This window comes from Streptomyces sp. NPDC005899 (assembly GCF_040629645.1).
Classification (GTDB): domain Bacteria; phylum Actinomycetota; class Actinomycetes; order Streptomycetales; family Streptomycetaceae; genus Streptomyces.
In genome coordinates this window covers 1-10,992 of record NZ_JBEXWB010000213.1, presented here as the reverse complement: position 1 = coordinate 10,992, position 10,992 = coordinate 1, and the positions used below count along the sequence as shown (strand labels likewise).

Here is a 10,992-nt window from a genome sequence, read left to right as displayed (position 1 = left end):
GGCCGCCCCGTTCAGCCCGCGGCGACCTGGGCGCGGAGCGCTCCGTCGGGCCCGGCGAGCAGCACGGGCGTGTCCGGTCCTCCCAGGTCCCGTACGGCCGCGCGGTCCGCGTCCGAGGGGGCCGGGGCCTCGGAGACGACCGCCGCCGCCTCCAGGGACGTCGCCCCGCCGGCCACCGCCATGGCGACGGCGGTCTGGAGTGCGCTGAGCCTCAGCGACTCCAGCTCCACGGTGCCCGCGGCGTACGTGCGTCCTGTCTCGTCCCGGACCGCGGCCCCCTCCGGCACTCCGTTGCGGGCACGGACGCTGCGTGCCAGCGTGACGATCTTGCGGTCCTCGGGGCCGAGGTCGGTGCTGTCGGTCATGCACCGAGCATACGAAGGCGGCCGGCGCCCGTACGGCAACGGGGTCGCCTTCCCGGGGACGGAGCCGCGTCCGTACCCCGGCTCCGGCGAGGCGTGAGCGGGGCCGAAGGGGCCTACGGCCGGTCCAGCCGCAGGCGTTCCGCTTTCGGCAGGCCGGCCACCACCAGGTCGTAACTGTCCTCGATCAGCTCCCGCACCATCCCGTCCGGGAGGTCCGCGACCGTGACCGTGTTCCAGTGGCGCTTGTTCATGTGCCAGCCGGGCACGATCGCCTCGTGCTCCTCGCGCAGCCGCAGGGCCTCGTCCGGGTCGCACTTGAGGTTGACCGTGAGCGGTCGCGCGTCCAGGGCGCTGAGGGCGAACATCTTCCCGAGCACCTTGAACACCGACGCCTCGGGCCCGAACGGGAACTCCTCCTTGCTGGCGCCGAATTCCAGGCAGAACGCCCGCAGCTCCTGGGGTGTCATTCCGCTTCCGCCCCCTCCGGCTCGACGAGCACCGTGACGATCTTGTTCCTGCGCCCGGCCGGCGACTCGGCCGTCAGGCGGATCTTCCGTCCGTCGGTGAGGTCGACCACGGACGAGGCACCGGCGATCGGGACCCGCCCGAGCGCCTTGGCCAGCAGGCCGCCCACCGTCTCCACGTCCTCGTCGTCGTACTCGTCGAGGCCGAACAGCTCACCGAGGTCGCCGATGTCGAGCCGCGCCGTCACGCGGTAGCAGCCGTTCTCCAGCTCCTGGACCGGCGGGAGTTCACGGTCGTACTCGTCGGTGATCTCGCCGACGATCTCCTCGAGGATGTCCTCGATGGTGACGATGCCCGCCGTGCCGCCGTACTCGTCGATGACGACGGCGACGTGGCTGCGCTCCTGCTGCATCTCGCGCAGCAGGTCGCCGGCGTTCTTCGTGTCGGGCACGAAGGCCGCCGGGCGCATCGCCGTGGAGACCAGGTCGGCCTCGGCGTCCCTGTTGATGTGCGTCTTGCGGACCAGGTCCTTGAGGTACACGATCCCGACGATGTCGTCCTCGTTCTCCCCGGTGACGGGGATCCGCGAGAAGCCGGAGCGCAGGGCTAGGGTGAGCGCCTGGCGGACCGTCTTGTAGCGCTCGATGGCGACCAGGTCGGTGCGGGGGACCATGACCTCGCGTACGAGCGTGTCACCCAACTCGAAGACGGAGTGCACCATGCGGCGCTCCTCGTCCTCGATGAGCGACTCCTGCTCCGCGAGGTCGACCATCGCCCGCAGTTCGGCCTCGCTGGCGAAGGGGCCCTTGCGGAAGCCCTTGCCGGGCGTGAGGGCGTTGCCCAGCAGGATCAGCAGCTGCGGGACGGGACCCATGATCCTGGCCAGCGGCAGGAGTGCGTACGCCGCCGCCGTCGCCGTGTTCAGCGGGTGCTGGCGGCCGATGGTGCGCGGCGAGACCCCGATGGCGACGTAGCTGACGAGGACCATCACCCCCATGGCGACGGCCAGCGCCTCCCACGTCTCGGAGAACTCGTTCAGGCAGGCGTAGGTGACGAGCACCCCGGCCGACATCTCGCAGGCGACCCGGACGAGCAGTGCCACGTTGAGGTAGCGGGTGGGATCGGCGGCCACCTGCTCCAGCTTGGCGCTGCCCCGCCGCCCGGCCCGTACCGCCTCCGCCGCCCGGAAACTGGAGGTGCGGGCGATACCGGCCTCGGCGCACGCCGCCAGCCAGCCGACGACGATCAGCAGGACGGCGCCGGACACGAGGGGGACGCTCACGAGACGGTGGGGGCCGGGGACGGGCCGGTCAGCCCGCGCTCACCGCGCCAGCCGTCGACGATCGCCGCCTGGAGCCCGAACATCTCGGCCTTCTCGTCCGGCTCCTCGTGGTCGTACCCGAGGAGGTGCAGCACACCGTGCACGGTGAGCAGCTGGAGTTCCTCGTCCATCGAGTGCCCGGTGTCCGCCTCCTCGCCCTGCTTCTTCGCGACCTCGGGGCACAGCACGATGTCACCGAGGAGCCCCTGCGGGGGCTCCTCGGTGTCCTTGGACGGCGGGCGCAGCTCGTCCATCGGGAAGGACATGACGTCCGTCGGCCCGGGGAGGTCCATCCACTGGATGTGGAGTTGCTCCATCGCGGCGGTGTCCACCACGATCACCGAGAGTTCGGACAGCGGGTGGATCCGCATCCGGGCGAGGGCGTAGCGGGCGATGTCGAGGATCGCCTGCTCGTCGACCTCGGTCCCGGACTCGTTGTTGACGTCGATCGACATGGTGCGCTGCGACTACTTCCCGTTGCGGCCGGTGCGGCCCTCTGCGTTGTCGTACTTCTCGTACGCGTCGACGATACGGCCGACCAGCTTGTGCCGGACGACATCCTGGGAGGTGAGCCGGGAGAAGTGCACGTCGTCCAGGCCTTCGAGGATCTCCTGCACCTGGCGCAGGCCGCTCTTCGTGCCGCTCGGCAGGTCCACCTGGGTCACGTCACCGGTGATGACGATCTTGGAGTCGAAGCCGAGACGGGTGAGGAACATCTTCATCTGCTCGGCGCTGGTGTTCTGCGCCTCGTCCAGGATGATGAAGGCGTCGTTCAGGGTCCGGCCACGCATGTACGCCAGCGGCGCCACCTCGATGGTGCCCGCCGCCATGAGCCGCGGGATGGAGTCGGGGTCGAGCATGTCGTGCAGGGCGTCGTAGAGCGGGCGCAGATACGGGTCGATCTTGTCGAACAGGGTGCCCGGCAGGAAGCCGAGCCGCTCCCCCGCCTCGACGGCGGGCCTGGTCAGGATGATCCGGCTGACCTGCTTGGACTGAAGGGCCTGGACCGCCTTGGCCATGGCCAGGTACGTCTTTCCGGTGCCCGCGGGGCCGATGCCGAAGACGATCGTGTGCTTGTCGATGGCGTCGACGTAACGCTTCTGGTTGAGCGTCTTGGGGCGGATCGTGCGACCGCGGCTGGAGAGGATGTTCTGTGTCAGCACCTCCGCGGGGGTCTCGTCGCCGTCCCCGTCGCCATTGCCGCTCGCCCTGAGCATGGCGATCGAGCGTTCCACAGCGTCCTCCGTCATCGGCAGCCCGGTGCGGAGCACCAGCACCATCTCGTCGAACAGGCGCTGGATCAGAGCGACGTCCGCCGCGCTGCCAGTCGCGCTTATCTCATTGCCCCGGACATGGATATCGACGGCCGGGAACGCCGTTTCGATCACGCGAAGCAGGGAGTCGCCCGATCCGAGGAGCATCACCATGGGGTGTGCGGCCGGGATCATGATCTGGGCACGAGCCTGCGGCTGTGTGGGTGACTGAGTCATGGGCCGGCCCTCGGGCCTGCACATACCTCCTGTTGCAGGGCAGTCGCCGTTCGACGGCCTCCGAACTACAAGCGTACGACTTGGCGCCGACAACGCCGAGAGCTTTTACCGGGTGATCGTCCGTCGCCCGGACGGGTCACTGCCGGAAGCCGATCGTGGGCACCGCCCGGCGCAGCGGCCACCCACGGCTGGCGGCGGGCAGCAGTTCGTCGAGGAACGCGTACCGCTCCAGCGCCGCCGGGTCCTGGTCCGCGCAGGTGCGTACGCGCTGCCACCAGGCGGCGATCTCGGCCCAGCCGGGCGCGGACAGCGACCCGCCGAACTCCTGGACCGAGAGGGCCGCGGTGAGTCCGGCGAAGGCGAGGCGGTCGGCGAGCGGCCAGCCGGCCAGGGTGCCGGTGACGAACCCGGCGACGAAGACGTCCCCCGCCCCGGTGGGGTCTAGGGCCTCCACCTCGATGGCCGGCACCTCGGCGGCGGTCCCGGCCTCCCGGTCCACCGCGTACGCGCCCTCGGCCCCCAGGGTGACGACGGCGAGCGGTACCCGCTCGGCCAGGGCGTGGGCCGCCGTGCGCGGGCAGTCGGTCCGGGTGTAGCGCATCGCCTCCTGCGCGTTGGGGAGGAAGGCGTGGCAGTGCCGGAGGTCGGGCAGCGCGTCCAGGTCCCAGCGGCCCGTCTCGTCCCAGCCGACGTCGGCGAAGACGAGGGCCCCGTTGCGCGCCGCCGCGGCCACCCAGGGCTCGCCGCGCCCGGGAGTCAGGGACGCGACGGCCGCGCGGGCACGCGGCGGGCAGTGCGGGAAGGTCCGGCCGGGCAGGGCGGGGGTGGCGGGGGCGGGCGCCTCGTGGCCGTGCGAGACCATCGTGCGTTCGCCCTCGTACGCCATGGAGACGGTGACCGGCGAGTGCCAGCCGGGGATCGTGCGCGACATCGACAGGTCGATGCCCTCGCCCTGTTCGAGGGCGTCCCAGCAGTACTCGCCGTAGTGGTCCTCCCCGAACGCGGCGGCCAGCGAGGTGTGGAGCCCGAGCCGGGCGAGCGCGGTGGCCATGTTGGCGACGCCGCCGGGGCTCGAGCCCATGCCCCTCGCCCAGGTCTCGGTGCCGCGCACCGGCGCCCTGTCCAGGCCGGTGAAGATGATGTCCAGGAAGACCGTGCCCGTCAGGAAGACGTCGCAGGCGGGGTCCTGCGGTGCCCGCAGCCCGAGCAGGGGATCCAGGAGCGGGTCGCCGCTCGTGTCTTCTGTACTCACCGTGCGCTCCCCGGCCGTGGTCGATCTGGACAGTGCGAGATCCGGCCAGTGTGCCGGAAGGCCGGCCGCCGTCCAGGGGTGCGTACCGCCTTGCTCAATCTCGCTCCGACCTGCATAAACATGCGTGGGTACCCGGTCGGAAAGCGAGTAAACCCGGAAGTGACCCAGATCACATTGAGGTTACTTTCCGTGCACGGTGCGCGCTTGATACAAATTGCCCCGCGAGCACCGTTCGGGACAGTGACGACGAGTGCCGCGTCTTCGCTCCCTCGCCTCACCTCCCCGCGCTGTTCCCCCTCGCCCCACCCCCGCCTGGCACTTTCCCCCGCCTCACCCTCCCCTGCCTTCTTCCGCCTCCTCAGGCATGTCTTCAGGAACGCCCATGTCCTCGCGCCCTCGCGCCGCGTGGCCCCTGGTCGCCGTGTTCACCGCCGGTTACCTCGCCGCCTATCTGCTCCCCACCATCGTCGGCCGTCTCAGCGCCTGTCTGGGACTGGGCCCGGCCCAGGCCGGCGTGGTCGGCAGCGCCCTGCTCCTGAGCTCGGCGTCGGCCGGCTTCGCCCTGGCGGGGCGCGTCGAGCGCTACGGGGCGCGCGGACCGGCACGCGCCGGACTGGCCCTGGCCGCGCTGGGCTACGGCTGCGCGGCGCTGACCGCTTCGGTGCCGCTGGTGGTCGCCGGTGTGGTCGTCGGCGGGCTCGGCTCCGGCACGGCGACCGCCGTCGCGGCGGCCGGCATCGCCGCGGAGCGCGACCCGCACCGGACCTCGTCGCTGGGGCTGCTGAGCGTCTCGGCGACGGCCGGCGCCCTCTACCTGACGATTCCCCACCTCGGCGGGGGCCACCGGCTGCCCTTCGCCTCCATCGCCCTGGTCGCCCTGCTCGTGTGGCCCGCCACCTCACGGCTGGGCGGCTCCCTGCCGGCCGGTGCGGCCACGTCCGGCCGGGGACGGCTGCCGCACCGGCGCTCCGGCCTCGTGCTGGCGGGCGGGATGTTCGTCTGGTCCATGGCGCAGAACGCGCTGTGGGGGGTGAGCAGCCGCATCGGCGTCGCCCAGGTGGGGCTCTCCGAGGTGACGGTCGGCGCGGTGTTCGCCGCCGCGCTGGGCGCGGGCCTGCTCGGCGTCATGGGTGCCGGGATGCTCGGGGCACGGCTCGGCCGGGCGGTGCCCATCGGGCTCGGGACGACGGTCATCGCGGCGAGCATCGTCCTCAGCTCGTCCGCCGACGACGTCGGCTCGTTCGCCACCGGCGAGATCGTCTGGAACACCTTCTACCCGGTGGTCCTGTCGTACCTGATCGGCCTGGCGGCCTCGCTGGACGTCCGCGGCCGCTGGGCGGTCCTCGCGGGTTCGGCGGCATCCGTCGGGACGGCGTGCGGCCCCGTCCTCGGCAGCGTGCTGTCGGCGCAGGCGGGCTACGCGGTGATGGGCCTGATCCTGGGGGCGGCCACGCTCCTGGTCGCCGCCCCGGTCACCGCCGTCGCCCTGCACACCGGGGGCCGCCCGCTGGTACCCGGCTCGGTCCGCCGCCGTGGCGGCGCCCCGGCCGCGCTGCTCGCCGCCACGACCGGCAGCCTGCCCGGCGCCGTACCCAAGCTGGGCGCGCCGGAGCAGGCGGTCGCGGAGATCAGCGTGCCCGGGCTGCGCCGCCGGCTGGTCAGGAGCGCGATCCGCACGGCCGGCCCGGGTCAGTCGAACGTGTACGCCTCGACCTCAGAGAGGTAACGCGCCCTGCGCTCCTCGTCGTGGTCGAGGAAGGCCGCCTCGAAGGAGTTGCGCGCCAGGGTGCGCACCTGCTCGTGGTCCAGGGCGAGCGCCTCGTGGACGGCGCGGAAGGTGTCCCCGGCGTACCCCCCGAAGTAGGCGGGGTCGTCGGAGTTCACCGTGCAGAGCAGTCCGGCGGCCATCATGGCCGGCAGGGGGTGCTCCTGGAGGACGTCGACCGCCCGCAGCCGTACGTTGGACAGCGGGCAGAGCGTCAGCGGTACCCGTTCGGCGGCCAGCCGCTCCACCAGCTCCGGGTCCTCCATGCAGCGCAGGCCGTGGTCGACGCGCTCGACGCCCAGGACGTCCAGGGCCTCCGCGATGTAGGCGGGGGGTCCCTCCTCACCGGCGTGGGCGACCTTGCGCAGGCCGAGGGCCCCGGCCGCCTCGTACACCTCGCGGAACCTGGCGGGAGGGTTGCCGGCCTCCGCCGAGTCCAGGCCCACGGCGCTGATGCGGTGCAGGTACGGCTTCGCGGCCTCCAGGGTCTCCATGGCCGACTCGGCGGACCTGTCCCGCAGGAAGCACATGATCAGCTGGGTCGAGACGCCGTGCGTCTCCTCGCTGCGGTCCAAGGCGCGGCCGAGCCCTTCGACCACGGTGCCGATCGGGACGCCGCGGTCGGTGTGGGCCTGCGGGTCGAAGAAGATCTCCGCATGCCGGACGCCCTGGGCGGCGGCACGGGAGAGGTAGGCGTCGGCCAGTTCGGCGAAGTCGTCCTCGGTGCGCAGCACGGTCATCAGGGCGTAGTAGAGGTCGAGGAAGCTCTGCAGGTCCTTGAAGCGGTAGGCCGTGCGCAGGTCCTCGGTGTCCGCGTAGGGCAGGGTCACGCCGTTGCGTGCGGCGAGGGCGAAGGCCAGCTCCGGTTCGAGGGTCCCTTCGATGTGGAGGTGGAGTTCTGCTTTGGGGATGTGCACGGGCTTCTCGTCACTGGTGTCGGGTCGGTACGGGGACCGTGATCAGGTCCCGCGCGATGGTCAGTTCGCCTTCGAAGCCGGCCGCCCTGGCCTGGTGCTCGAAGGCGTCGGGGTCGGTGTAGCGCTGCGAGAAGTGGGTGAGCACCAGGTGCCGCACGCCCGACTCCCTCGCCACCCGGGCCGCCTGCCCGGCGGTGAGGTGGCCGTGGTCGGCGGCGAGGCGGCCGTCCTCGTCGAGGAAGGTCGACTCGATGACCAGCATGTCGCACCCCTCGGCGAGCGCGAAGGCGCCGTCGCAGAGCCGGGTGTCCATGACGAACGCGAACCGCTGGCCGCGTCTGTGCTCGGACACGTCCTCGATCCTGACGCCGCGCAGGGCGCCCTCGCGCTGGATCCGCCCCACGTCGGGGCCCGCGATGCCGTGCTCCGCGAGCTTCGCGGGCAGCATGCGCCGCCGGTCGGGCTCGGTGAGACGGTATCCGTAGGACTCGACGGGATGGGAGAGCCGGTGGCCGTCCAGGCTGTACGCGTCCGTGGTGGCGAGGACGCCGTCGGCGGCCACGGGCGCCTCGGCCAGCTCGACGGACTGCCGGTAGGCCGTCGCGAACCGCAGCCGGTCGAAGAAGTGCTGCCCGCTCGCCGGGAAGTGGGCGGTGACGGGGTGCGGGACCTGGTCGAGGTTGATCCGCTGGATCACCCCGGCCAGGCCCAGCGCGTGATCGCCGTGGAAGTGCGTGACGCAGATCCGGTGGATGTCGTGCGCGGCGACGCCCGCCCGCAGCATCTGGCGCTGGGTCCCCTCGCCCGGGTCGAAGAGGATGCCCTCGCCGTCCCAGCGCAGCAGGTAGCCGTTGTGGTTCCGGTGGCGGGTCGGTACCTGGCTGGCGGTGCCGAGGACGACGAGTTCACGTGCGGACACGGTGTGCGGACCCGCCCTAGCCGGGGGGCCACTGCATGCCGCGGCCGCCCAGGACGTGGGCGTGCGCGTGGAACACGGTCTGCCCGGCGCCGGAGCCCGTGTTGAGGACGATGCGGTAGCCGGTGCCGTCGATCCCCTCGTCGGCGGCGACGAGCCCCGCCTCACGCAGCACGTCGGCGGCGGCCCGCGGATCGGCCGCGGCGAGCGAGGCGGCGTCCGGGTGGTGCGCCTTGGGGATGACCAGGACGTGTGTGGGGGCCTGGGGGTTTATGTCGCGGAAGGCGAGAGTCGTGTCGCTCTCGCGGACGACGGTCGCCGGGATGTCGCCCGTAACGATCCTGCAGAACAGGCAGTCGGTCTGCGGCTCTCCCGCCATGGCCGGGCCTCCTCGGTCGTCTCTCTCGGTGCACGTGCCCCCACCGGTCCACCGGCCGGGGCCGACGGTCCCGCCCGGTCGTGGGGCCGTGATCAGTACACCGGCATGCTATCGGGCCGGGTACGTCCGGCGACGGCCGCCGGGGTACGCCCCCCCTGGGGCCTCCGCCTCAGCCCCAGCGCCCGGTGCGCCCCATGAGCAGCGCGGCGGCGGCCGTGCCCGCCGTCGAGGTGCGCAGCACGCTGGGGCCGAGCCGGTAGGGCGGCGCTCCGGCGGCGGCGAAGGCGGCGAGCTCCTGGGGGGAGACCCCGCCCTCCGGGCCGACCACCAGCACGATGGACCCCCGGCCGGGGAGCTCGGCGGTGGCGAGCGGCGCGCTGCCCGCCTCCCGGTCCTCGTGCAGGACGCCCGCGAAGTCAGCGGTGGCGAGCAGCGCGGCGACCTGCTTGGTCGACATGGCCTCCGCCACCTCCGGGAACCTCACCCGGCGCGACTGCTTGCCGGCCTCCCGGGCGGTGCCGCGCCACTTGGCCAGGGACTTGAGCCCCCGGTCGCCCTTCCACTGCGTGATGCACCGCGCCGCCTGCCAGGGAACGATCGCGTCGACGCCCGTCTCGGTCATCGTCTCGACCGCGAGCTCCCCCCGGTCGCCCTTGGGCAGGGCCTGGACGACGGTGACGTACGGGGTGGGCGCCGGCTCCTCGTGCACCGTGTCCAGGCCGGTGACGAGCAGGCGGTCCTTCCCCTCCGCCGCCCGCACGACGCCTTCGGCCCAGCGGCCCCGCCCGTCGGTCAGGACGACGTCCTCCCCCGGGTTCAGCCGCTTCACGGACACGGCGTGCCGCCCCTCGGGCCCCTCCAGGGTGAACTCCGGGCCGCCGGGCATGTGCTCGACGACGAAGACCGGTGCCGTCACCGGGCACTCCTCCCACTCACAGCCGCACGCGCGGCTTCCGTTTCGGCGGCGAGCAGTTCCACGAGTTCCCCGGCGGGCAGCTCGCGTGCCATCCGGTGCCCCTGCCCCGCCCACAGCGCCATGCCCTGGGCGTCACCGGCCCGGGCGGCGGCCTTGCGCAGCCCGCTGGTCAGCTGGTGGACCTGCGGGTAGGCGGCGGGGGCGTACCGGCCGTGCTCGCGCACGAAGCGGTTGACCAGCCCCCGCGCGGGGCGGCCGGAGAACGCCCGGGTCAGGGCGGTCGTCACGAACAGGGGGTTGGTCAGGGCCTGCTTGTGGAGCGGATGGGCCCCCGACTCGGGGCAGGCGAGGAACGCCGTCCCGAGCTGGGCCGCGTCCGCCCCGGCCGCGAGCGCGGACGCGATCTGGGAGCCCCGCATCACTCCGCCGGCCGCGACGAGGGGCAGCGCCACGGACTCGCGTACCTCGGTGACGAGGGTCAGGAGCCCGGTACCGGTGAGGCCGCCCTGCGGGTCGTCGCGGTGCGTGGACTGGTGGCCACCCGCCTCGAAGCCCTGGACGCAGACGGCCCCGGCGCCCGCCCACTGCGCGTTGCGGGCCTCCTGGGGGGAGGTGACCGTCACGACGGTGAGGGTGCCGGCCTCGGCGAAGGCGTCGAGCACCTCACGGGCGGGGCAGCCGAAGGTGAAGGAGACCACCGGGACGGGGTCCTCCAGCAGGATCGCGACCTTGGCCTCGTAACCGTCGTCGCCGCTGGCGTCGGTGTCGCCGAGCGGGGTCTCGTACCAGGAGGCCTCGCCGGCGAGCTGGTGGCGGTAGACCTCCACCGCGCTCGGGTCGGCGAGCAGGGGCTGCGGCATGAACAGGTTGACGCCGAAGGCCCCGCCGGTCAGCCGGCGCACCTCCTTGACCTCGTTGTACATCCCGTCCGCGGTCTTGTAGCCGGCGGCGAGGAAACCGAGGCCCCCGGCCTCGGCGACGGCTCCGGCCAGCTGCGGGCCGGAAGCCCCGCCGGCCATCGGGGCCTGCACGATCGGATACCGGCAGAGATCGGTCAGCGCCAAGGACATGAGCGCATCGTGCCACGTCCCGCGCACCGTTCCGAATCAGCCGGTCCACCCGGACGGGCCGCCGGACGGCGCCGTCCGGTCCCACGGTCCGGACGGGCCCCCGCACGCCGCACCGCCCGCCGGTACGGAACCGGCG

Annotated in this window: 12 protein-coding genes; 1 reads left to right on the top strand and 11 read right to left on the bottom strand. The window is 72.8% G+C overall.

The annotated features are described in order from the left end of the window. Window positions 1–11: 11 nt before the first annotated feature. The 6 genes from ABZ371_RS21815 to ABZ371_RS21790 all read right to left on the bottom strand — a co-directional run bounded on the left by ABZ371_RS21815 (window position 12) and on the right by ABZ371_RS21790 (window position 4,893). A complete protein-coding gene (locus ABZ371_RS21815; protein ID WP_358682218.1) occupies window positions 12–365 on the bottom strand; it encodes a cytidine deaminase in 354 nt (117 codons plus the stop codon). A gap of 113 nt (window positions 366–478) precedes the next feature. Next, window positions 479–832 (bottom strand): MmcQ/YjbR family DNA-binding protein, encoded by a 354-nt coding sequence (locus ABZ371_RS21810; protein WP_358682215.1) that lies wholly within the window; start codon window positions 830–832, stop codon window positions 479–481. Beyond that, entirely contained in the window at window positions 829–2,112 is a 1,284-nt protein-coding gene (locus ABZ371_RS21805; protein WP_358682212.1) for a hemolysin family protein, read from the bottom strand. The genes ABZ371_RS21810 and ABZ371_RS21805 overlap by 4 nt, the downstream gene beginning before the upstream one ends. Next, window positions 2,109–2,606 (bottom strand): rRNA maturation RNase YbeY, encoded by a 498-nt coding sequence (ybeY, locus tag ABZ371_RS21800; protein WP_358682209.1) that lies wholly within the window; start codon window positions 2,604–2,606, stop codon window positions 2,109–2,111. The genes ABZ371_RS21805 and ybeY overlap by 4 nt, the downstream gene beginning before the upstream one ends. A 12-nt stretch (window positions 2,607–2,618) precedes the next feature. After that, window positions 2,619–3,641, bottom strand: coding sequence for a PhoH family protein (locus tag ABZ371_RS21795; protein ID WP_358682206.1), 1,023 nt, complete (start codon window positions 3,639–3,641; stop codon window positions 2,619–2,621). Between the two features lie 136 nt (window positions 3,642–3,777). Then, window positions 3,778–4,893, bottom strand: a complete 1,116-nt coding sequence (locus ABZ371_RS21790) for a PfkB family carbohydrate kinase (protein WP_358682204.1) — start codon at window positions 4,891–4,893, stop codon at window positions 3,778–3,780. A 382-nt stretch (window positions 4,894–5,275) separates the two neighbouring features. Between ABZ371_RS21790 and ABZ371_RS21785 the strand changes: the two genes are divergently transcribed. After that, entirely contained in the window at window positions 5,276–6,619 is a 1,344-nt protein-coding gene (locus ABZ371_RS21785) for an MFS transporter (RefSeq protein ID WP_358682201.1), read from the top strand. Here the strand turns inward: ABZ371_RS21785 and ABZ371_RS21780 are convergent. The 5 genes from ABZ371_RS21780 to ABZ371_RS21760 form a co-directional block, all read right to left on the bottom strand. After that, window positions 6,583–7,575 (bottom strand): adenosine deaminase, encoded by a 993-nt coding sequence (locus tag ABZ371_RS21780; protein WP_358682198.1) that lies wholly within the window; start codon window positions 7,573–7,575, stop codon window positions 6,583–6,585. The two genes, ABZ371_RS21785 and ABZ371_RS21780, sit on opposite strands and share 37 nt — an antisense overlap. Window positions 7,576–7,585: 10 nt before the next feature. After that, window positions 7,586–8,494: a ribonuclease Z gene (locus ABZ371_RS21775; RefSeq protein ID WP_358682195.1), complete on the bottom strand. Its 909-nt coding sequence runs from the start codon at window positions 8,492–8,494 to the stop codon at window positions 7,586–7,588. Between the two features lie 16 nt (window positions 8,495–8,510). Further along, window positions 8,511–8,870, bottom strand: coding sequence for a histidine triad nucleotide-binding protein (locus tag ABZ371_RS21770; protein ID WP_358682192.1), 360 nt, complete (start codon window positions 8,868–8,870; stop codon window positions 8,511–8,513). Between the two features lie 169 nt (window positions 8,871–9,039). Further along, window positions 9,040–9,786 (bottom strand): 16S rRNA (uracil(1498)-N(3))-methyltransferase, encoded by a 747-nt coding sequence (locus tag ABZ371_RS21765; RefSeq protein ID WP_358682190.1) that lies wholly within the window; start codon window positions 9,784–9,786, stop codon window positions 9,040–9,042. After that, window positions 9,783–10,856 carry a nitronate monooxygenase gene (locus ABZ371_RS21760; protein WP_358682188.1) on the bottom strand — a complete coding sequence of 358 codons (1,074 nt, stop codon included), beginning with the start codon at window positions 10,854–10,856 and terminating at the stop codon, window positions 9,783–9,785. Before ABZ371_RS21760 ends, ABZ371_RS21765 begins: the two co-directional genes overlap by 4 nt. Window positions 10,857–10,992 lie beyond the last annotated feature (136 nt).